A 22,962-nucleotide genomic window follows, 5' to 3' on the forward strand; every position below is an offset into this window, starting at 1 on the left:
TAATTAATGTTTAAAATGTCTTACTCCTGTCAAAACCATAGAAATGCCATTGTTATTGCAATATGCTATGGATTCATTGTCTTTTATTGAACCTCCAGGCTGAATTACAGCTGAAATTCCTTCATTTCCTGCTATTTCAACACAGTCTGCAAAAGGAAAAAATGCATCTGAAGCCATAACAGACCCTTTCAAATCAAAGCCAAATGCCTTGGCTTTGATTATAGCTTGTTTTAAAGCATCCACCCTTGAGGTTTGGCCTGTTCCGCTTCCCAACAACTGCTTGTTCTTAACCAATACAATTGTATTTGATTTGGTGTGTTTTGCAAGTATATTTGCAAACAGCAAATCCTCTGTTTCTTTTTCTGTTGGTGCTGTTTTTGTTACCATTTGAAGCATTTTCAAGCTTTCGGTTTTAATATCCCTGTCTTGTTCAAGCACCCCGTTTAACACCGTGCGAAATTGTTTTAATGGAAGTGCACTATTTTTCTGTCTGAGTATTATCCTGTTTTTCTTTTGTTTGAGCATTTCCAATGCCTGTTCTTGGTATGAAGGAGCAATAACTACTTCACAAAACAATTCATTTATTTCTATTGCTGTTTGTAAATCTATTTCTCTATTGCAAATTAATACTCCTCCAAAGGCTGAAACAGGATCCCCAGCAAGGGCAGCTCTCCATGCTTCAATTAGTTTTTCAGAAGATGCTATTCCACATGCGTTGTTGTGCTTTAAAATTGCAAAGGTAGCCTGATCCTTAAATTCTGATATAAGATTTACAGCAGCATCTACATCCAAAAGATTGTTATAGGACAATTCCTTGCCATGGTACTTTTCAAAAACAGCTTCGAGTTCACCAAAAAAAACACCTTTTTGATGCGGATTTTCTCCATATCGTAATGTTTGAAATTTAGTAATGCTTTGTTTGAAAACAGTCTCCTTATCCTGGTTAAAGTATTTAAAAATAGCAGTATCATAACCGCTTGAAACATTAAATGCCTTGGTGGCCATTTTTTTTCGGTCTTCAATGTCCGAAAAACCCTGTTTTATATTCAACAATTCCAGAAGTTCTGGATACTCGTTTTTGGAAGAAACAATTATTACATCATTGAAGTTTTTTGCTGCAGCACGTATTAGGGAAATCCCACCAATGTCTATTTTTTCAATAATGCTTTTTTCATCAGCCCCAGAAGCAACTGTATCTTCAAAAGGGTAAAGATCAACAATAACAAGATCTATTTCAGGTATTTCATATTCTTCAAGCTGTGCTGCATCACTTTGTATTTCTCTGCGGCTAAGTATTCCTCCAAATATTTTTGGATGTAGCGTTTTCACCCTTCCCCCTAAAATACTTGGATATGAAGTAAGGTTTTCAACCGGTATAACATCTATGCCAAAGGATTCTATGTATTCTTGAGTGCCACCTGTGGAGTATAGTGTTACACCTAACTCGTCTAATTTTTTCAGGACAGGCTCTAAGTTGTCTTTGTAATATACTGATATTAAGGCATTTTTAATTTTTTTCAATTGTTCGATTTTTTTTCGTATATTTTATATGCAAGTTTAAGCAAAAATAGCGTCAACTGACAATCAGCCTACCCTTTATTTTTCATTATTTATGAATAAATTGTTGTTTTTCTTAAAAACACCGTTTTTTGCTTATAATTATGACGAACGGTACCGGTTTTTTGCAAACATTAAATTATTTTTGTTTCTATGCTGTATTTGAAGCTTCTGTCTGAGAGTATATTATTTGCCATTCATGCACTGGTAGCAAATAAATTGAGAACTTTCCTTTCTCTATTGGGTATTACCATTGGTATATTCGCAATTATTTCCGTTTTTACAATGGTAGATTCTCTGGAAAAAAAAATTCGTGACAGCGTTTCTTCCTTAGGCGATAATGTAATATTTGTTCAAAAATGGCCCTGGACTTTTGGTGCGGATTATCCTTGGTGGAAATATTGGCAAAGACCTGTTCCATCAGTTAAAGAAATGCAAGAAATTCAAAGAAGGGGAACTATAATACAAGCAGCAACTTTTTTGGCTTCTGTAAATAAAACAATTTCTTTTGAAAACAACAGCATTGAAAATGTGGAAGTACTTGCTGTTTCCCAGGATTACAATAAGGTAAAGTCCTTTGAATTACAAAACGGGCGTTATTTTTCTGAAAATGAATCTGCAAGTGGAAAAAATATTGCTATTATTGGAAACACTGTTGCAGAAAATCTTTTTTTAAATACCAATCCAATTGGTAAATCCATAAAAATTGCTGGAAATAAATGCATGGTTGTTGGTGTTTTTAGTAAAGAAGGGGAGAGTATGTTCGGTAATTCCATGGATAATCAAGTAATTGTTCCTGTTACTTTCGGAAGGAGTTTTATTGATGTAAAAGATGAAAGTACAAATCCTTTTATTATGGTAAAAGCCATCAATGAAGTGAGTAATGACCAGCTTAAGGACGAATTAACCGGCATAATGCGTTCGTTAAGAAAATTGAAACCTAAGGTAGAGGATGATTTTGCATTAAATGAAACTAGCCTTATTTCAAATGGTTTTGATCAATTGTTTACTATGGTTAATTTTGCCGGAGGAATTATTGGTTTTTTTTCAATTATAGTAGGTGGTTTTGGGATTGCAAATATTATGTTTGTATCTGTAAAGGAAAGAACAAATATAATTGGCATTCAAAAATCTCTTGGTGCTAAAAATTCATTTATTCTTTTTCAATTTTTAGCCGAAGCAGTAATCCTCTGTTTAATCGGAGGAATTGCCGGACTAGCTATTATTTTTAGCGGCACAATCTTTTTTAATTTGCTTTTGGATATGGAAATAGCACTTACAATTAAAAACATAATAATTGGTTTGGGAATATCTGCCTCAATAGGTTTGATTTCTGGAATAATACCTGCCTATTTTGCATCACGCATGGATCCTGTTGAAGCAATTAGGAGTAATTGATTTTATTAAAAACATTCAGGCTTTTCTGTAAAAAATGCCTGATTGTTTTTTTTTAGTTAATGGGCCCTTTTTTGAAATTCAGTAACTTTTCCTTTTTCAAGCTTTTTATCTGGGTCCTCTCCCTTTACTTTCATTGTATCTTGTTTTCTTTTTGAAGGATTATGTTGTGGCCTTTCCTCCTTTTCCTCACCTTTCATAGGTTTAGCAGTTTGCTTTTTATTGTTTGCCATAATTTTTATATTTTATTTAATTAGTATAAAACGCAAGCAAAAATCAGGCAGAATATTTATTTATCCGAATAGCTTTTTTTAGAATAAATCAATTCTGAAAATACAGATGAGAAAAGGTTGATTTAAACTACTTGTTGGGTTTGAACTACAAGTAAGGAAAGAGTTTTAATTGCCTCCTGCACATTGCTTACATTTTCAAATGCCAGTGATAGTTTATCTATACTCTGTTTCATGCGGCAAGTCCTTGGGTTTTCTTGTACAAATTGCAATACTTTTGTAAAGGCGGGGGACTGGTAATAGGGAGAATCCTGCTTGGTAATAAAATAACCAATTAGCTTATTGTTTTTTAATACAAGTTTCTCAAATCCTATATCCATTGCAATCCATCTTAAACGAAGAACATGCATTAATTCCAAGGTCGATTCAGGAACAGTTCCAAAGCGATCAATCAGATTGTATTCAAATTTTTTAAGATCTTCCTCCTTTTCAATGTTATCAAGCTCCTTATAAAGACTTAAGCGTTCAGTAATATTAGTTACATATTCATCCGGGATTAGAATTTCTAAATCCGTGTCAACCTGACAATCATTGATGTATCTTTTCTTTTTTGACTTTCCAAATTCATCTGAACGTGTTTCTTCAAAAAGTTCTTTAAACTCTTGTTCTTTGAGTTCTTGTATAGCCTCATCAAGAATTTTTTTGTACATTTCAAAGCCAATTTCATTGATAAAACCGCTTTGTTCTCCTCCTAATAAATTTCCGGCACCCCGAATATCTAAATCACGCATGGCTATATTAAATCCACTGCCCAGTTCTGAAAACTGTTCGATAGCAGTAAGCCTTTTTCTAGCCTCCGGAGTCAATAAAGATAATGGTGGGCAAAGCAGGTGGCAGAATGCTTTTTTATTAGAGCGCCCAACCCTACCCCTCATTTGATGAAGGTCGCTTAGCCCAAACATATGTGCCTGGTTTATAATAATTGTATTGGCGTTGGTAATATCAAGTCCTGCCTCAATAATTGTTGTTGAAACCAATACATCCACCTCGCCCTCAATAAAAGAAAGCATTCTTTCTTCAAGCTCCTTTCCCTCCATTTGTCCGTGAGCGAATAAAACCCTGGCATCCGGAACCAGCCGCTGTATCATTCCCGCTACTTCAGGTAAATTTTCTATCCTATTGTGTACAAAAAACACTTGGCCGTCACGAGAAATTTCAAAGCTTATTGCATCTCTAATTGTTTCTTCATTAAAAGTATGTAATTCAGTTTGAACCGGATAGCGATTAGGCGGGGGGGTATTAATCACAGATAAATCCCTTGCTCCCATTAATGAAAATTGAAGCGTGCGAGGTATAGGAGTTGCTGTTAAGGTAAGGGTATCAACAGTTTCTCTCATAGTTTTTAACTTGTCTTTAACTGCAACTCCAAATTTTTGTTCCTCATCTATTATTAGTAAACCCAAATCTTTGAATTTTACATCCTTACCTGCAATTCTATGGGTTCCAATTAAAATATCAATCTCTCCTTTTTCAAGTTTTTGCAATGTTTCCTTTTGTTGTTTTGCTGTCCTGAATCTATTTATATATTCAATGTTGCAAGGAAAGTCTTTTAACCTTTCACGAAAAGTTTTATAATGCTGAAGTGCAAGTATGGTAGTTGGTACTAAAATAGCTACTTGCTTTGAGTCAGTTACAGCCTTAAATGCCGCCCGAATAGCTATTTCTGTTTTTCCAAAACCCACATCACCACATATTAACCTGTCCATAGGAATAGTTGATTCCATATCTCTTTTTACGTCCATAGTGGATTTAATCTGATCTGGAGTGTCTTCGTAAATGAAAGACGCTTCCAATTCGTTTTGAAGGTAGGTGTCGGGTGTAAAAGCAAATCCCTTTTTTGTCCTTCTTTTAGCATACAATTTAATGAGATCGAAAGCAATTTCCTTTACCTTTTTCTTTGTCTTTTGCTTTAAAGTTGCCCATGCACCCGAACCCAATTTGTTTAATTTTGGTTCAGTTCCCTCTTTCCCGGAATATTTGGCTATCCGATGAAGAGAATGTATACTTACATATAAAATGTCATTGTCCTTATAAACAAGTCTTATTGCTTCCTGCATTTTGCCATTCACCTCAAGTTTTTCCAGCCCGGCAAATCGACCAACTCCATGATCTATATGAGTAACAAAATCTCCCTGATTAAGACCATAAATCTCTTTAAGAGTAATTGCTTCATTTTTTTTATAGGTACTGCTTTTTAATCGGAAACGATGGTATCTTTCAAAAATCTGATGATCTGTATAACAGGCTAAACCTAAATCATTGTCAATAAAACCTTCCTGGACAGATAATAATATTGGGGTAAAATTAAAATCATTTTCTACTTTTTTGCTAGCTTTTAAATCCTCAAAAATTGTATAAATTCTTTCTGTCTGCTTTGCTGTATCTGCAAAAATTATATTTTTATAGTTCTTTTTACTATTGCTGTGTAGGTTTTCTATAAGCAATTCAAAATTCTTGTTGAAAACTGGCTGGGGCTTACAATTGTATTGGATTTTAAGAGCTTCCGGGAAATAAAACCGTGTTCCAAATTCAATTGTTGTACATTTTAAACATTCACTGGCAAAACTTTCTGCAGAAGTAAATAACTCAGAGGGGGGTAAGTGTTTTAAGGGAGAATTAAGTCCGGTGAAAGCCTGCTCTGAAAGTTCATATTGTTTCTGGAGTAAATCTTTGGATAGGTGATAATCTTTAAGCCACAAAATCGTGTTTTTGTCCTGGCCCAAGCCCTCTGAAAGATATTCCAGAAAAGTTGTCCGGCTCTCCTGGAGAAGCTTTTCCTGAACATTGGGAATTATAACAATGCGTTCATGGTTTTTAATGGAAAGTTGGTCCACTGTATCAAAGGAACGAATCGTTTCTACTTCATTTCCAAAAAATTCAATACGGTAGGGGTTATCATTGGAAAAGGAAAAAACATCCACTATGCCACCTCTTATCGAAAATTGGCCTGGTTCTAGCACATAATCAACCCGTTCAAAATGGTATTCCGTAAAAAGTTCATTTAAAAATTCAAGGGATAGTTGGCTTGCCCTGCTTATTTCAAAGGTATTACTCTCAAGATGTTTTTTGGTGACAACTTTTTCAGTAAGTGCCTCTGGATAGGTTACAATTATAAATCTTTTTTTTGCCTTATTTATCCTGTTAAGTACTTCAGCCCTTAATAAAATATTTGCATTGTCTGTACTTTCAACCTGGTAGGCTTTTCGGTACGATGAAGGAAAAAATACTACCGTTTGTTCTCCTAAAATATTTTCAAGATCATTTAAACAGTAAGCAGCTTCCTCCTTACTGTTTAATAAAACAAGATGATTTTTTTCTGATTTTTTAAAAACACTTGAAATTGCAAAGGCTGATACAGAACCAGTAATACCGGTTAAATGAAGATGATTTCTGCCCGTTTTAATTCCCTCTGCTATGCTTTGAGTTCGTGTGTCGTTGTAATAAATTCCTATTAATTCCTCTATTCCCATTATCTTAATTGCTCATTCTTTGCAAATCTATATATAATAACGAAAGTAAATTTTTTTATGGTGTGGAAAGGGTATAAGTTTTAAAAGAATGTTTTTTGATTTAGATATAAAAGCAACCTTTTATTCAAAGAATGGGTGTTTATTCAATGTTGGTTTTTGCTTATTAAAGTTTAGGAAAATTACAATTGGAAAAACATTCAGAATTAATTGCCCATAGAAAAAATCAAGCATTTATTTAAAGTTAAATTAGCTTTAAATGTTTTCTTGTTTTTTCATTCCTCTAATATAAATAGATGATCTAGCCTCTTCTTTGGCCTTTATATGAGAATGGATTTGCATAAATTCCTCTGCTTTTTCAACCATTTCGGTTGACCCAATAAAATAGGGTATACGTTGATGAATTTCAACGGGTTGAATATCAAGGACACGGTTAAAACCATCCGTTGCTTTGCCTCCTGCTTGCTCTGCAATAAAAGCAAGAGGATTGCATTCGTAAAGTAACCTTAGTTTCCCATTAGGTGCGCTTGCTGTGGAAGGATAAATAAAGATCCCTCCTTTTATCATATTTCTATGAAAATCAGCAACAAGCGAACCAATATACCTTAGCGAATAGGGGCGTTTAGTAGCAATGTCTTCTTGCTGGCAATATTTTATATATGCTTTTACACCATCAGGAAAATGAACAAAATTCCCTTGATTTATTGAATAAGTATTCCCACCCGTTGGAATTTTCATATCTGGATGAGATAAACAAAATTCTCCAATGGATGGATCAAGGGTAAATCCATTAACTCCGTTTCCTGTAGTATATACAAGCATTGTAGAGGATCCGTAAATTATATAACCCGCTGCCACATGATTGGTGCCTTTTTGCAAAAAGTCATTAGGCACTCCCGGGCATCCATTCTCCGAAGTTCTTCTATATATGCTGAAAATTGTTCCAATAGAAACATTTACATCGATGTTCGATGAACCATCAAGGGGATCTATCGCTACAACATATTTGGCATTTTTTGATACATCTCCATCAATTGGAACAATGTCTTCCTGTTCCTCGGATGCTACTGCACAACATTCACCTCCTGCACGCAAGGCAGCCATGAATTGTTCATCAGCAAAAACATCAAGTTTTTTTACATGCTCTCCCTGAACATTTGTTAAACCAGCTTCTCCTAAAATGTCTACCAAGCCTGCTTTATTTACCTCCCGGTTTACAATTTTAGCCGCAATGCCAATATCTCTCAGTAATCTGGATAATTCACCTTTTGAATTTGGATACTCATTCTGGCGTTCTATAATAAACTGCCCCAGCGTTACCATGCGAATTTTATTGCTCATTGAATCTTGTTTTAGCTACAATAGTTAAATATTATACAAATATAAGGGAAGATAAACTATTTTTACTGTTTATTTTAATTTTTTTTGCTCTATTAGTAGTATGTATAAGCCTTTTACTAGAATAGGATATTGCTTTTTATGTTTAAAAAACTTTCAAACCTTAATAAATAAACTTTCCGTTCAATGCTATCTCCCAGCGAAAATAAAAGATACAACAGACATTTGATTCTTCCTGTAATTGGATTAAAGGGTCAGTTGAAACTTAAAGAGGCTAAAATCCTCATGGTTGGAGCTGGCGGTCTTGGTTGTCCAGTGCTTCAATATTTAACGGCTGCAGGAGTAGGTAATATTGGAATTGTTGATAATGATATTGTAGATGAATCCAATTTACAAAGACAAATATTATTTACTCCAGGCGATATAGGAAAATCAAAAGCAGTTGCCGCTAAAGACATTTTGATTAATCAAAACCCACACATAAATATTTATGCTTTTAATGAATTCATCAATGTTGATAACGCCATTTCACTAATTTCCCAATTTGATATTATTATTGATGGCACTGATAATTTCAATTCCAGGTATTTAATTAACGATGCTTGTATAATTGCTGATAAACCATTGGTTTTTGGATCTATTCACCAATTTGAAGGACAAATGAGCGTGTTCAATTATAAAAATGGGCCAACATACCGGTGTTTGTACCCTGAAGTTCCACAACTGGGAAATGATTGTTCTCAAGCAGGTGTAATTGGAGTACTTCCTGGAATTATTGGAACTTTAATGGCGAATGAAGCCATTAAAATGATTGTAGAAATTGGTGAAATTCAATCTGGAAAATTGTTTGTTATCAATGCCCTTGATTTGCAGATTCAGGTACTTGAATTTACCAGAAGTTCTCTTGCCAAAGTTACTCAGTTGGGTAACTATAATCATACATGTGAAACAGCCCAAGTTAAAGAAATTACTGTTGCACAATTAAAAGTAAAAATAACCTCAGGAGAAGATTTTCAGCTTTTGGATTTGAGGGAAATATATGAACAGCAGAATAGATTACCAAAAAGCGAATCCCTTTCTTTTGGAGAAATTATGCAGGAATATAAAAAAATCAAAACACATGTTCCTGTTATACTATTTTGCAAGCAAGGGAACAGAAGTAAAATTGCCATAATGAATTTGCAAGAAAAATTTGGCTTTGATAATCTTCATAACCTGGAAGGTGGCGCAGATGCCTGGAAAGAATAATTTCAGATAATCCATTTGCAAGCGTAAACCTCGTTTTTTAATTCTGCAAACCTTTATTGTTGACTTTGCAAATGCAATCTTTTTTGCGGTTTACTCTTATTTTTTTTTGTAAAATTTATAGACTAATTATTTACTTACGAATATCCTTCAATTACATTGCTTTTTTTAACAACATCAGCAATGGGTTTAAGTGCAGAAATATTGTTCTCAAAGGCAGTTCCTATTACAATTATGTCAGCCCCTGCAAGGCATGCTTCATAAGCCTGTTCTGGTGTTTTTATACCACCTCCAACTATCAAAGGAACAGTAATGAATTCTTTGGTTTTTAAAATCATTGCAGAACTTATGGGTTTAAGTGCACCACTACCTGTTTCAAGGTAAATAAGTTTCATGCCCAATTGTTCCCCGGCAAGTGCGGTACATGCTGCAATTTCAGGTTTGTCATACGGAACCGGAGTAGTGTTGCTTATATAGGTAACGGTAGTTGTTTTTCCACTGTCAACCAAAATATATCCGGTAGGTAAAATTTCAAGCCCACTTGCCTTTAAAATTGGTGCAGCAGCTACATGTTGCCCAATTAATAATTCAGGATTTCTACCTGAAATCAAGGATAAAAGGAGAATTCCATCTGCATTTTTATTAACCTGTACCGGACTTCCTGGAAATAAAATTACAGGAAGTCTGGAATGTGCTTTAATGGCTACTAATTTTTCTTCGAAATCAGAATTTACCATCAAACTTCCTCCTACAAATATTAAATCGGCTCCATTTTCTGCAATTGTTTTTACAAGGAGCGGAATTGATAAAAGATCCTGCTTATCCGGATCGATCAAAACAGCAAGTAATTTTTTGCCTTTTTTCTTGTTTTCAAGAATTAAACTATAGATGTTTTTGTTGGATAGCATGCTAAATGTTTTGTAAATTAATCTCTTCCAATACATAAACCAAAATATGGCCCTGTATTTTTTCATAATTTAAAAGGTAATTTTTTTTAACATTTCCTTTTATTATTCTTCCTTCAATTGTTCCAGATTTCTTAAATTTAAATGGGGGTATAAATAAATTCTCTTTAAATGTAAGTTCTTTTTCACCATATACCTTATATAATGATTCTTTTGCTCCCCAATAAACGAGTAGTTTTTCGAAATCCCCAGAATTTTGAATGTCTGATAATTCAATTAGGCTTAAAAATTTATTTTTTATTCTTTCTACTTTAGGATTTGCTTTTTCAATATCAACTCCGGTTTCCTCCTTTTCATTAATAATTAAAGACACAAAACTTTCAGTATGGGATATTGATATTTTTAATGTCGAGTCTTTTAAATAGGGTTTTCCTGTTTTTGAATACAGAATTTGAAATCCTTTGCCTAACATTTTTTTAAGTAATACTCGTACTGAAAGCCATTGTATTTTTTTTGTTTCAAGATTTATCTGCTCTAGCTGTTGCAATTCAATAGAGGATAGGTTGATTTCCGAAATTAAATCTGCTCTGGTTTCTGTAATTTCCCATAACCCAATATTTAGGCAGGAATTAATATTGTTAATTGAATATAAACTCATTGCCTAAAAGTTTTCCATAAACAATGAAATGGATATCTTGTGAAAAACAAGCATAAATTATAGCGATTAGTTGTTAAAAAGTTAAATTCTTGGTAAATTTGCCCCTTTCATCAATTAAAAACAAATTTATTTCTAATGGAAAATGTATCAACAAACAATCAAGTGTTAAAATATAAGGTAAAAGATATGTCCCTTGCTGATTGGGGCAGACGCGAAATCAGACTTGCCGAGGCAGAAATGCCAGGCTTAATGGCAATAAGGGAAGAGTTTGGAGCAAAAAAACCATTGAAAGGTGCACGAATTGCTGGTTGCCTTCATATGACTATCCAAACAGCAGTGTTGATTGAAACATTAGTTGAACTTGGTGCAGAAGTTACCTGGTCATCATGTAATATTTTTTCAACCCAGGATCATGCTGCCGCTGCTATAGCTGCTGCCGGAATTCAGGTTTATGCTTGGAAAGGGTTAAACGAAAAGGATTTTGACTGGTGTATAGAGCAGACTCTGTTTTTTGGTGAAGATAAAAAACCATTGAACATGATTCTTGATGATGGTGGTGATCTTACCAATATGGTTTTTGATAGATATCCTGAATTAGTAAAAGATATCAAAGGTCTTTCAGAAGAAACTACAACTGGAGTGCACAGACTTTATGAAAGAATGAAAAATGGCACTTTGCCAATTCCTGCCATTAATGTTAACGATTCCGTTACAAAATCTAAATTCGACAATAAATATGGTTGTAGAGAATCTCTTGTAGATTCTATTCGTAGAGCCACTGATGTTATGATGGCTGGTAAAGTAGCAGTTGTTGCTGGTTTTGGCGATGTTGGAAAAGGTTCTGCTGAATCTTTAAGTGGAGCCGGAGCAAGGGTTATTGTTACTGAAATTGATCCAATTTGTGCTCTTCAAGCTGCAATGGAAGGGTATGAAGTAAAGAAATTTGCTGATGCAGTTAAAGAAGCTGATATTGTGGTTACTGCTACGGGAAATTTTAATATTGTAACAGAAAAAAGTTTCCGTTCAATGAAAGATAAAGCTATCGTTTGTAATATTGGTCACTTTGACAATGAAATAGACATGGCTTGGTTGAATAAAAACTTTGGACATACCAAAGAAGAAATCAAACCACAAGTTGATAAATATACTATTGATGGTAATGATGTTATTGTTCTTGCAGAAGGCAGACTTGTGAATTTAGGATGCGCCACAGGTCATCCTTCATTTGTAATGTCTAACTCTTTCTCTAACCAAACCCTGGCCCAATTGGAACTTTGGACAAATCCTGGCCAGTATGAAAACAAAGTATATACTTTGCCTAAGCAACTGGATGAAAAAGTGGCCAGATTACACTTAGCTAAAATTGGTGTTGAGCTCGATGAACTTTCTTCTGAACAAGCAAAATATATTGGAGTAGATATTAAAGGGCCATTTAAACCGGATTACTACAGATATTAATAGTTGCTTTTATTAGTAAAGATTCAAAAAAGGAAGGGGCTGCAAGTTATTTGCAGCCCCTTCCTTTTTTATAAGAAATTAATTACTGCTGTCGAGTAAAAGTTTTTTAGATTCCTCGCTATGCTCAGATTGTAGGCATTTCAAGAGTTTTAGTTTGCTAAAACATATGTTTCTCACTTTCAATGTAAATCCGAACGAATGCAGTGTAGTGAGGAATCTTTTCTTTTTTACCGGACATTGATTTCATCCCAACAATGTAAGAAGTAATTGAAGGTTTTATTTGCAATTCTTCCAAACAAAAATAAATGCGATTAATTAGGAAAAATCAAGGTAGTGTTTTTACTATTAATTAGATATAATAAGTTTTACCCCGTCATAAGTGGTTTGGTATTGTTTTAAAGGGTATTGAGCTGGGCCTTGTTGAACTGAACCGTCAATAAGAAAAAATTGGGAAGAACAACTCCTGTCAACAGCAGAAAAACTATTTGCAGAATCAAGCATTACCACTGCCAATGGATTTTCAGAGTCATAAGTACAATGTCGATCATAGGCCATAAATTCATCTTGCGATTTCCTATAAACTATAATTCCTCTTGATCCACCATTTAATTGTGTTGAGCCGCTTATTGCATTTAAATTAAAAAATTCAGGATCAGATACGTGCAGTGTAATGTTTACTGGCACATAGGGCACTGGATGCTCTTCTCTTCTACAGGAACTCAAAACACAAATGCAAATCATGAAAATGGGCACAAAAACTCTGTATGTATTAGTTATCATTCGTTTTTTTGTATTAATTTAGCGTGAATTAATTTATTTCAAATCTAATCAAATGAAGCGGTTTTTCAAATTCTTGTTCATGGTTGTGTTTATTTTCTTTACCACTGCTTGTTTTTCTTTTACACAAGGTCAATCAAAGCAGCCTTCAACAAAAAAGAAACACAGTGAGGCTGCAAAGGAAAAGAGAAGAAAAGAAAAAGAAGTAATTAAATATGAAAACGAATCAAGAAAAAAACACCTTGATATACAAACTAGACAAACCCGAAAAAGAATGAAAAGGAATATGAAAAACACAACAGTAGCCAAAAACAACAAGAAAGAAATTTTTATAAAAAGATGGTTTTCCAGAAAGAATTAGAGCTTGAATTGGCTGGTTATACTGGGTTTTTAGCACTTTTAGCAAAAAAAAACGCATTTTAAATAAAAAAACATTTTTAGTATGATTTTTTATTTTAAATTTGTTGCACTACTATGGAAAACATTGACGTAAAAACGATAATTTATTTTGTAATTGCCATTGTTTGGTTTTTATACAGTACTTTTCGAAAGTCGCAGAATAAGGCCAAAAAACAAAGCGAGGCACTTCCTCCATTAAAAAACCAAGAAATTAGAGAGATTGTAAAAGAGGATTCATTTTCTGAAAGAAAATATCTTGAGGAAATTCAAAACGCTGAGATAATTAGTATAAGGAAACCAAAAATAAAAAAGAAAGTTGCTTCTGCAAAAACAAACCAAGACGATTATTTTTCTGATGCAAACAATCGGATCGAAGACGGTGATAAATCATCGGATGTACTTGCAGGCCTTGATCCTAGGGACATGGTTATCTATTCTGAAATATTAAAAAGGCCCATTTACTGATATAACTAATGATTTAATAAATTTAAATTGTAAAAAATTTGGAATTGAGTTTTATGATTTTATATCTTTACAGGCTTTATGTCAACTGATTTGTATTATATCCATTGTGTTTATTCTTTTTTCAACTATATTAAATTAAGTAAATAATTTATTCTATATGCTAAAACAAATACAACTGTTGTTTTTAATTACTCTTGCTTCGGTTACCATTGCAAAAGCACAGGTAGGCCAAGGTGGTTTAAAAGGTAAAGTTTTGGACAAGGTAAATAATGAGCCTGTTCCTTTTGCAAATGTTGTTGTGGAATTAAACGGCAATCAAATTGCAGGTGTTACTACTGATATTGATGGTAATTTTTTCATTAAACCGCTTTCTCCCGGAAAGTATGATGTTAAAGCATCTTTTGTAGGTTATGAGAAAATTCAAATATCCGGAGTAGTAGTTTCTTCTGATCAAATTGCTTTCTTAAATATTAAAATGTCTCAGGGTATTGAACTTGCTACTTTTGAAAAAGTGGAGTATGAAGTTCCTTTGATATCTAAAGATAAAACTTCTTCTGGAGGTACTGTTACCCGGGAGGAAATTGCCAAAATGCCGGGGCGTTCCGCGGAAATGGCCGCTCTTACTGTAGGTGGTATTTATTCTGCTGACGGTGAAAGAGGTAGTGTAAGAGGAGCAAGAGAGGATGCAACGGATACTTATATTGATGGTGTTAAAGTTAGAGGTGCAGTTACAGTTCCTAACCAGGCTATTGAACAAGTTACTGTTATTATGGGAGGAGTACCTGCTCAATATGGTGATGCTACCGGAGGTATTATTAGTATTACAACCAGGGGCGCATCTTCCACTTATTTTGGAGGGGTGGAGCTTATTTCTTCTCAATTAACAGATGCATATGGTTATAATCTTATGGGTTATACCCTTTCCGGACCTTTATTAATGAAAAATGATCCTCAGGATTCTACCAAGAAAAAACCTTTAGTTGGATTTTTCTTTTCTGGTGAATTGAAATCTGAAAAGGACCCTCGTCCTTCAGCCATTGGTTCTTGGAAAGTGAATGAAGATAAAATGCAATCACTCAGAGACAATCCTTCCAAACCTGTTGGGACCGGTTTCTTTCCTACCGGTGAGTTTGTAAGGACAAGTGATATGGAGCAAATTAAAGCAAGACAAAATGTTTCTACTAAAGGAGCTGTGGTTGCAGGCAAAATTGATATTAATACCAGTACAAACACCCATCTTACACTGGGTGGTACAATGGACTATGGAACAAAGAGAACGGGTGTTTCTAATGATATTAATAGGAATGTTTTTGAAAATACTTTGTTTAACTCTGACCATAATCCATTAATAACAGAAAATGTGTGGAGGGTTTATACAAATTTCACACATCGTTTTACTGGCGATGCCATGCAGGAAGAATCTGCTTCAGTAATTAAAAATGCATACTATTCTTTGCAGTTGGATTATTCCAAAAACAACAGAAGAATTGAGGACCCGATTCACAAAGACAAAATTTTCAACTATGGTCATATTGGAAAATTCAATTCTACATTTGTGAATTACTATACTCCTTTTCCTGTTTTTGAAGACTCTACTGGATTAACTGCATACGTGCATGAGAATTTTCAACAAACTGCTTATGAATTTGAACCTGGCACCAGCAATCCTATTCTTGCTAATTATACACAGAATTACTATGATTTATATGAGGACCCTGCAGGGCATTATGAAAATCCTCAACAAGTAATTGAAGGAGGAGGTTTGTTAAATGGACGTTATCCAATGAATAAATCTCGTGGTCATGTTTATGATATTTGGAACGCACCTGGAATGCCTTACAATGGATATTCAATTATGGACAATTCTCAGTTCAGAGTAAGAGCTACCGGATCTGCAGATATTAAAAACCACGCTATTCTTGTAGGTTTTGAATACGAACAGCGCTCAGATAGATTTTTTAATGTTACAAACCCTTATCAATTGTGGCAAAGAGCCAGAGATCTTGCAAACCTGCACATACAACAACGTGATGTTGCTAACCCAGAAGTGGTTTACACGGAGGGGAATCCAATTCCAACCATCACTTATAAAAGGTTTAATAATTCTCCAGGAGAGTATGACAATTTTAATGGTGACGAAACCCAGTCCTTTTTTGATTATAATTTAAGAGGAAAATTAAACCTGGATCAGGATGGCCTTGATTTTCTTGATGTGGATTCTTACGATCCAAGCCTTTATACGCTTGATATGTTTAGTGCAAATGAATTGTTGAATGAGGGTTATAATTTTGTTAGCTATGCCGGATATAACCACAAAGGAGAAAGACTTAAAGGGAAGCCAAGTTTTGATGGTTTCTTTAACGATAGAGATGAATTTGGAAATTTAAAACGTGAAATAGGTGCTTTTCAGCCAATTTACATTGCAGGGTATATTCAGGATAAATTTGCTTTTGAAGATCTTATTTTTAATGTTGGTCTTCGTGTTGACAGGTTTGATGCCAATCAGTTTGTTTTGAAAGATCCTTATTCTTTATTTGAAACAAGGAAAGCTGCTGAACTTCCTGCTGATTTACGCCCTTCCAATATTGGCGATAACTTCGTTGTTTATACCTCAGATGATGCGACTGCAGATATTTCTGAGCCAAATTCAATTTTAGGTTACAGAGATGGCGATAAATGGTATAACGCTAAAGGAATTGAATTGAATGACCCTAGTGTGCTTCTAACTTCTAAGGGCGTTACGGCTCCATGGTTGCTTAATCCTGATAAGAGAAATGCAAGTACTGATCTTACCAGTTCTGCATTTACAGATTATACTCCACAGGTAATAGTTATGCCGCGTATCGCTTTTTCATTCCCTATTTCTGATGAAGCATTGTTTTTCGCACATTATGATGTACTTGCAAAAAGACCAGGAAGTGGCTTAAGATTAGATCCTACGGATTATCTTTTTCTTCAAAGTGGTCCGAATTCAACTTTAAACAATCCAAATTTGAAACCTGAGAAAACAATTACCTATGAATTGGGTTTTCAACAAAAGTTAACTTATAGCTCTTCTTTGAAGTTTTCTGCCTTCTACAATGAAATGAGAGACATGGTTCAGGTGATAAACGTGAATTATGCTTATCCAAGAACCTATAGAACTTATGGTAATATGGATTTTGGAACAGTAAAAGGGATGACAATTGTTTATGATTTAAGAAGGACCGGAAATATTTCACTTAGAGCATCTTATACTTTGCAATTTGCTGATGGTACAGGCTCTAGTGCAACTACCGGTTTAAATATGATCAATGCTGGCCAGCCCAATTTAAGAACAGCATTTCCTTTGGAATTTGACCAGCGCCACAATTTTACCGCAAGTCTTGATTTTAGATTTGGAAAAGGAAAAAATTACAATGGCCCGGTTTGGTTTGATAAGCAGGTTTTCTCAAATACCGGTCTAAATGTTCTGGGAATGGCAGGCTCAGGTACTCCTTATTCCCAGCAGTCTAACATTAGCCCGGAAGCATTAGTGAATGGCGGTAGAAGTGTAATGAAAGGAAGCATGAATGGATCAAGAAATCCAGGACAAATGCGCCTTAGTTTAAGATTAGACAAAGACATTGATTTGCAGTGGGGTAAAGAGGAAGAGAAAAAGAAAAAAGCTGCTTTAAATGTTTACCTATGGGTTCAAAATGTGTTAAATACCAAGAATGTTATTAATGTTTACAGAGCTACAGGGAATCCTGACGATGATGGTTTTTTGAATGCTGCCGAATATCAGCAAGGCATCCAGCAGCAAAACGATGAAGCTGCTTACAGAGAATTATATGCTCTTAAAGTTAACAATCCACGTAATTACAGTATGCCAAGAACAATAAGGTTAGGAGTAATCCTGAGCTTTTAATAAATTTTTATAAAAAAATCTATATGAAAAAATTAAGCTTTTTATTCTTAAATATTTCTGTTTGCCTTGTTTTTGTTGCAAATACTACTTTCGCAAAAAATAGTACTAATAGTTCCAATGGAGGGCAAAACAATCCTGGTTCAAACCAAAACACCCCTTCCTTGGCCGCTGGTTGCGCAGTTGCTAGTGCTTCCCGTGATCTTGATTTAAACAATGTTAGAGCTTTAATTCACACTGGTGGAGATATGTGGTGGGATCTTGTTGGAAGTCCCAGATATGAAATTCCTAAAGGTTCAGGAAATCATTCTATGTTTTCAGGAGCACTCTGGATGGGTGGTGTGGATGTTAATGGACAATTAAAATTAGCTGCTCAAAGATTTCGTAATAAAGGAAATGATTATTGGCCTGGTCCTTTAAACAAAATAACCGTAGATATTGATGCTCCTACTTGCTATGAATACGATAAGTTTTTTGTTACAACAAGAGCGGAGGTTGAGGAATTCAATGCCTGGTTTTTGGCTACTCAGGATAATCCTGCACAAGCTGCTTTAGATTTTCCCGGATACCTTATTCCTAAATCTATTTTGGATTGGCCTGCCCATGGTAATCCTGGCAATAATGAAGGATATTACCTTGCACCTTATTTTAAGAGAGATGGATCAACTGGGGCATACAACCCTTATGACGGTGACTATCCTGGATACGAGTTGGTTTCCGGAGGTGAATGTGGAACAACAAGAGATGTGAAACTTTACGGTGATAAAAACCTATGGTGGGTATTTAACGATAAAGGAAATGTACATACTGAAACAGGTGGTTCACCAATTGGTATGGAAGTGAGAGCGCAAGCCTTTGCCTTTTCTACAAACGATGAAATTAACAATATGACATTTTACAATTATGAACTTATTAACCGTTCAACCTTTTCACTTGAAAATACCTATTTTGGTGTATGGGCTGATGCAGATTTAGGTTTTTACGATGATGATTTTGTTGGTTGCGATGTTCAAAGAGGATTAGGTTATGCTTACAATGGCGCGGAAACTGATGGTACTGGTGCACCAGGACATTATAAAGGTACTCCTCCTGCTATAGGTATTGACTTTTTTGAAGGGCCTTATCAAGACAATGATGGGATAGATAACCCTTTGGTTTATGATTACAATCTTGCTAAAGCAGGTAATGGTATTCCCTATTCTGGTCTTGGTATTGGCTATGGTGATGGGATTATAGACAATGAACGTTTTGGGATGTCACGTTTCCTGTATCACAATAAAGGAGGTCAAGGTGCTAACGCTATTCAGGAACCAGAAACAGCTCCAGATTATTATAATTTCCTAAGAGGTATATGGAAAGACAATACTAAAATGGTATATGGAGGAAACGGTCACGTTTCTGGTGGAGGAGTTGGTGAATGCAATTATATGTTTCCAGGAACTACTGATCCAATTGGATGGGGTACAAATGGAGCGCCACAACTAAACTGGACAGAAGAAACTGCTCTCAATGTTGCTGCTGATAGACGTTTTGCTCAATCAGCAGGACCCTTTGTTCTTAAACCGGGAGCTGTAAATAATATTACTGTTGGTGTGGTATGGGCTCAGGCACTTTCAGGTGGTCCTTTTGCATCTGTGGAAAAGTTAAAAATTGTAGATGATAAAGCACAATCTTTATTTGATAATTGCTTTAGAATTCTTAATGGACCCGATGCTCCTGAATTAACTATTAAAGAATTAGATAAAGAGCTTATACTTTATTTAAGTAACCCAAGAGGGAATAATGTGAATGAATCGTATATTGAAAAAGACTATACAATTCCTTCCATAAATATTGAAACAGGACAAGCTTTTGACCAATTTTATAGATTCCAGGGATATCTTATTTACCAGGTAAAGGATGGAACTGTAACGGCAGATGAAATTGGGAATCCGGATAGAGCAAGATTAACTGCACAGGTTGATATTAAAGATGGCGTTTCAAGGTTAATTAATTTTAAATTTGATGAAAATATTCTTGCAAATGTACCTGAAGATGTTATAATCAATGGTACGGATAAAGGAATTTACCATTCATTTAGAATTCTCGAAGATAAATTTGCTTTAAATGCTAAAAAACTTGTTAATCATAAGCCTTATTACTTTTTAGCAATTGCTTATGCTTACAATAATTTCAAACAGTATAATCCTCTTCAGCCGTCAGGATTAGATGGACAAACTAAAACCTATAAATTAAGCCGTAAGACTGCTAGTGGGAGTATTAAAGCTTTTAAAGCTGTTCCGCATAATTCATCACCCAGAGAAACTGGTATTTTAGTTAACAGTTCATATGGCGATCAGCCAATAATTACTAGGATTGAAGGTCAAGGTAATGGAGGATTAAACATTGAATTTTCTGCTGAGAGCGAAGCCCAAATATTCTCTGCAGGTAAAATTGAATTTCCTGTTTACAAAAAAGGATTTGGGCCTGTTGATATTAAAGTTGTAGATCCGTTAAATGTTCCTGATGCAACTTTTGAGATTAAATTAAATGTCCCGGGAACTTCTTCTATTGACACTGCCAGCTGGATACTTACTAACACTTCAGCTTTTGAAGTGGATGGACAAAGCTATGCCGCTGGAGAATTTGTTGTAAATTCTGGAACCTCAATTAAAGTAGCTTATGAGCAATTAATTCCGGCCATTGGCCTTTCTATTCGTATCGAACAGGCCGAAAATCCTGGAATTCCTACTTCACTTACCAATGGTTACATTGGGGCTTCCATGGAATTTAATGATGAACAAAACAGATGGCTTACAGGTGTTTCTGATGCTGAGCAGTTCAGTCAAACCAATTGGATTCGTTCTGGTACTTTTGATGATACAACAATGTTTAATTATCCATACAATAAAATATATTTTGATTATGGTGGAAAAGACGATAAAGAAATATATGAAAAAGTATTGAATGGAACTTGGGCTCCTTATGGTTTAACTTCTGTTTATGAACATGGTCCGGCTATACCTGTAACTGGGGGTAATACAGATTTAAGCAAGGTGAAAAGTGTTGATGTTGTTATTACTGATGACAAAACCAAATGGACCAGATGTCCTGTTCTTGAAAATCAATTCAATCCGCTTTTATCCCTTGGTGGTGCTGTTAAAAATGGATTAAGAAAATCACCTTCTGTTAATAAGGATGGAATTGCTGATGGAAGTGGCAATGGAATGGGATGGTTTCCAGGTTATGCTGTTTGTGTTGAAACTGGTGAACGTTTAAATATGGCTTTTAGTGAGGATACCTGGCTAGGTGATGCCAATGGTAGGGATATGTTATGGAACCCAACATCAGTTGTGTATACAAATACTGGCCAAATAAGAGGTGGAGGAAAGCATTTTATATATGTGTTTAATAAACGCGGAAATCTACCAAATCAAATGCCTGCTTACGATGAAGGAGAAAAATTGAAGGAATTTATTACTGCAGGTGGAACTGCTTTGCGTGAAGTATGGAACAATTGTATGTGGGTAGGTTATCCTTTGCTTGTAAAAGATAAGAAACTTTTAGGAACAGAAGTTAAAATTAAACTTAGAGTTTCAAGAAAGTATGAGAAATATGAAACAAGCAGTGTTGCAAATGACAAAAATCCACTTTACTCTTTCGATCTTAAGGATCTTGCCACTGAAAAGGGAAGTTCAATCGCACTGGATTCTGCACTTTCACTTGTGAATGTTGTTCCGAATCCTTATTATGCATATTCAGGTTATGAAACCAACCAATTGGACAACAGAATTAAGATTATTAACTTGCCTGTAGAAGCTTCTGTTACAATTTATACTGTAAATGGCACTTTAATTCGCAAATTTGCAAAAGCTGATAAGACAACCTCACTTGAATGGGATTTGAAAAACCATGCTGGCATACCTATTTCAGGTGGTGTTTATTTAATACATGTAAGTTCGAAAGACGAAACGGGTGTTTTAAGAGAAAGGGTATTAAAGTGGTTTGGAATTATGCGACCGGTTGATCTTGATTCATTTTAATAAAATTTATACATACGATACATATAATTAATACTTATGAATAGATATTTAAAATTCGCCTTTGCAGTAGTTGGTTCAGCAATTTTATGCTCAAATGGTATTGCGGGTAATAAGGATAGAGCAGGACAAGCCGGTGGATCTGCACTATTAATAAACCCTTGGGCCAGGAGTACTGGATGGGGAGGCGCAAACACTGCCAGTGTATCTGGTATTGAAGCCATGAGCCTTAATGTTGCAGGAATTGCTTTTACAAAAAAAACAGAAATTGTTTTTGCACATACTAACTGGCTTAACATTTCAGGCTCAATTGATGACAACATTAACATTAACGCATTCGGTTTATCTCAGCGTGTTGGTGAAACCGGGGTAATTGGCCTTAGTGTATTATCCATGAATTTTGGAGATGTAATGGTTACCACTGTTGATTTGCCTGAAGGTGGATTGGGTAATTTTTCTCCTTCTTACTCTGTAATTGGTCTTTCCTACGCGAAGGAGTTTTCGAACAGTATATATGGAGGATTAACGCTTAAAATGGTTTCTGAGAAAATAGCAAATGCCGGTGCTACTGGAGTTGCTATTGATGCCGGTGTAAGATATGTTACAGGTGAAAATGATAAAATAAAATTTGGAATTGCACTAAGAAATGTTGGCCCACCAATGAAATTCAAAGGAGATGGTCTTTCTATTAGAGGTGTTATTCCTACTACAGGTGCTAGTCTTACCGTTGAACAAAGAACTTCTCCATATGAGTTACCCTCAATGATTAATATTGGTGCTTCTTATGATTTCAAGCTTCTAGAAGATCACAGATTAACTCTTGCAGGAAATTTTGCCTCCAATTCGTTTACCAGAGATCAAATTTTGTTAGGACTTGAATATGGTTTCAAAAATTATTTCATGCTTAGAGGTGGATATGCTTACGAAGAAGGAATTACTAGTGTTAGTGACAGAGTAACAGCCTTTACTGGTCCTTCTGCAGGTGCTACTTTTGAACTTCCTTTAAATGATAAGGGAACCACCTTTGGTTTCGATTACTCTTACCGTGCTACAAATCCTTTTAACGGTGTTCATAGTTTAGGGGTGAGAATTAATTTATAGTG

The 22,962-nt window shown here is 34.9% G+C and carries 15 protein-coding genes; 8 read left to right on the forward strand and 7 right to left on the reverse strand.

The window, feature by feature from the left end; all coding sequences use genetic code 11:
- Positions 1–3 precede the first annotated feature (3 nt).
- Positions 4–1,530 (reverse strand): bifunctional phosphoribosylaminoimidazolecarboxamide formyltransferase/IMP cyclohydrolase, encoded by a 1,527-nt coding sequence (purH, locus tag H0V01_07995; protein MBA2583308.1) that lies wholly within the window; start codon positions 1,528–1,530, stop codon positions 4–6.
- Between the two features lie 180 nt (positions 1,531–1,710).
- Between purH and H0V01_08000 the strand changes: the two genes are divergently transcribed.
- The gene (locus tag H0V01_08000; GenBank protein MBA2583309.1) at positions 1,711–2,955 is read left to right on the forward strand and encodes an ABC transporter permease; all 1,245 of its coding nucleotides are present in this window, start codon (positions 1,711–1,713) and stop codon (positions 2,953–2,955) included.
- A 56-nt stretch (positions 2,956–3,011) separates the two neighbouring features.
- On the opposite strand, the gene H0V01_08005 is transcribed toward H0V01_08000, so the two are convergent.
- The 3 genes from H0V01_08005 to fbp form a co-directional block, all read right to left on the reverse strand.
- Positions 3,012–3,185 carry a hypothetical protein gene (locus tag H0V01_08005; GenBank protein ID MBA2583310.1) on the reverse strand — a complete coding sequence of 58 codons (174 nt, stop codon included), beginning with the start codon at positions 3,183–3,185 and terminating at the stop codon, positions 3,012–3,014.
- Positions 3,186–3,307: 122 nt separating this feature from the next.
- Positions 3,308–6,712, reverse strand: coding sequence for a transcription-repair coupling factor (mfd, locus tag H0V01_08010; protein MBA2583311.1), 3,405 nt, complete (start codon positions 6,710–6,712; stop codon positions 3,308–3,310).
- Between the two features lie 252 nt (positions 6,713–6,964).
- Positions 6,965–8,050, reverse strand: a complete 1,086-nt coding sequence (gene fbp / locus H0V01_08015) for a class 1 fructose-bisphosphatase (protein ID MBA2583312.1) — start codon at positions 8,048–8,050, stop codon at positions 6,965–6,967.
- Positions 8,051–8,233: 183 nt separating this feature from the next.
- Between fbp and H0V01_08020 the strand changes: the two genes are divergently transcribed.
- Positions 8,234–9,295, forward strand: a complete 1,062-nt coding sequence (locus H0V01_08020) for a HesA/MoeB/ThiF family protein (protein ID MBA2583313.1) — start codon at positions 8,234–8,236, stop codon at positions 9,293–9,295.
- 134 nt (positions 9,296–9,429) lie between these two features.
- Here the strand turns inward: H0V01_08020 and H0V01_08025 are convergent, their stop codons facing one another.
- Positions 9,430–10,200 (reverse strand): geranylgeranylglyceryl/heptaprenylglyceryl phosphate synthase, encoded by a 771-nt coding sequence (locus H0V01_08025; GenBank protein MBA2583314.1) that lies wholly within the window; start codon positions 10,198–10,200, stop codon positions 9,430–9,432.
- Between the two features lies 1 nt (position 10,201).
- Positions 10,202–10,855 (reverse strand): 4'-phosphopantetheinyl transferase superfamily protein, encoded by a 654-nt coding sequence (locus tag H0V01_08030; protein MBA2583315.1) that lies wholly within the window; start codon positions 10,853–10,855, stop codon positions 10,202–10,204.
- Between the two features lie 135 nt (positions 10,856–10,990).
- Here H0V01_08030 and H0V01_08035 point away from each other — a divergent pair, with 135 nt between their 5' ends.
- Positions 10,991–12,313 carry an adenosylhomocysteinase gene (locus H0V01_08035; protein ID MBA2583316.1) on the forward strand — a complete coding sequence of 441 codons (1,323 nt, stop codon included), beginning with the start codon at positions 10,991–10,993 and terminating at the stop codon, positions 12,311–12,313.
- Positions 12,314–12,658: 345 nt separating this feature from the next.
- Here H0V01_08035 and H0V01_08040 read toward each other — a convergent pair whose 3' ends face one another.
- Positions 12,659–13,093 carry a hypothetical protein gene (locus tag H0V01_08040; GenBank protein MBA2583317.1) on the reverse strand — a complete coding sequence of 145 codons (435 nt, stop codon included), beginning with the start codon at positions 13,091–13,093 and terminating at the stop codon, positions 12,659–12,661.
- Positions 13,094–13,145: 52 nt separating this feature from the next.
- Here H0V01_08040 and H0V01_08045 point away from each other — a divergent pair, with 52 nt between their 5' ends.
- The 5 genes from H0V01_08045 to H0V01_08065 all read left to right on the forward strand — a co-directional run bounded on the left by H0V01_08045 (position 13,146) and on the right by H0V01_08065 (position 22,960).
- Positions 13,146–13,451, forward strand: a complete 306-nt coding sequence (locus H0V01_08045; GenBank protein ID MBA2583318.1) for a hypothetical protein — start codon at positions 13,146–13,148, stop codon at positions 13,449–13,451.
- A 113-nt stretch (positions 13,452–13,564) separates the two neighbouring features.
- The gene (locus tag H0V01_08050; protein ID MBA2583319.1) at positions 13,565–13,954 is read left to right on the forward strand and encodes a hypothetical protein; all 390 of its coding nucleotides are present in this window, start codon (positions 13,565–13,567) and stop codon (positions 13,952–13,954) included.
- A gap of 157 nt (positions 13,955–14,111) precedes the next feature.
- Positions 14,112–17,843, forward strand: a complete 3,732-nt coding sequence (locus H0V01_08055; GenBank protein ID MBA2583320.1) for a carboxypeptidase-like regulatory domain-containing protein — start codon at positions 14,112–14,114, stop codon at positions 17,841–17,843.
- 23 nt (positions 17,844–17,866) lie between these two features.
- Positions 17,867–21,862, forward strand: a complete 3,996-nt coding sequence (locus H0V01_08060; GenBank protein ID MBA2583321.1) for a T9SS type A sorting domain-containing protein — start codon at positions 17,867–17,869, stop codon at positions 21,860–21,862.
- A gap of 36 nt (positions 21,863–21,898) precedes the next feature.
- Positions 21,899–22,960 carry a PorV/PorQ family protein gene (locus H0V01_08065; GenBank protein MBA2583322.1) on the forward strand — a complete coding sequence of 354 codons (1,062 nt, stop codon included), beginning with the start codon at positions 21,899–21,901 and terminating at the stop codon, positions 22,958–22,960.
- Positions 22,961–22,962 lie beyond the last annotated feature (2 nt).

It is taken from the genome of Bacteroidota bacterium, assembly GCA_013696965.1.
GTDB lineage: Bacteria > Bacteroidota > Bacteroidia > JACCXN01 > JACCXN01 > JACCXN01.

Coding starts and splice junctions, on each gene's coding strand:
- H0V01_08000 (MBA2583309.1), top strand. CDS start 1,711: ATGCTGTATTTGAAGCTTCTGTCTGAGAGTATATTATTTGCCATTCAT.
- H0V01_08005 (MBA2583310.1), bottom strand. CDS start 3,185: ATGGCAAACAATAAAAAGCAAACTGCTAAACCTATGAAAGGTGAGGAA.
- mfd (MBA2583311.1), bottom strand. CDS start 6,712: ATGGGAATAGAGGAATTAATAGGAATTTATTACAACGACACACGAACT.
- fbp (MBA2583312.1), bottom strand. CDS start 8,050: ATGAGCAATAAAATTCGCATGGTAACGCTGGGGCAGTTTATTATAGAA.
- H0V01_08020 (MBA2583313.1), top strand. CDS start 8,234: ATGCTATCTCCCAGCGAAAATAAAAGATACAACAGACATTTGATTCTT.
- H0V01_08025 (MBA2583314.1), bottom strand. CDS start 10,200: ATGCTATCCAACAAAAACATCTATAGTTTAATTCTTGAAAACAAGAAA.
- H0V01_08030 (MBA2583315.1), bottom strand. CDS start 10,855: ATGAGTTTATATTCAATTAACAATATTAATTCCTGCCTAAATATTGGG.
- H0V01_08035 (MBA2583316.1), top strand. CDS start 10,991: ATGGAAAATGTATCAACAAACAATCAAGTGTTAAAATATAAGGTAAAA.
- H0V01_08040 (MBA2583317.1), bottom strand. CDS start 13,093: ATGATAACTAATACATACAGAGTTTTTGTGCCCATTTTCATGATTTGC.
- H0V01_08045 (MBA2583318.1), top strand. CDS start 13,146: ATGAAGCGGTTTTTCAAATTCTTGTTCATGGTTGTGTTTATTTTCTTT.
- H0V01_08050 (MBA2583319.1), top strand. CDS start 13,565: ATGGAAAACATTGACGTAAAAACGATAATTTATTTTGTAATTGCCATT.
- H0V01_08055 (MBA2583320.1), top strand. CDS start 14,112: ATGCTAAAACAAATACAACTGTTGTTTTTAATTACTCTTGCTTCGGTT.
- H0V01_08060 (MBA2583321.1), top strand. CDS start 17,867: ATGAAAAAATTAAGCTTTTTATTCTTAAATATTTCTGTTTGCCTTGTT.
- H0V01_08065 (MBA2583322.1), top strand. CDS start 21,899: ATGAATAGATATTTAAAATTCGCCTTTGCAGTAGTTGGTTCAGCAATT.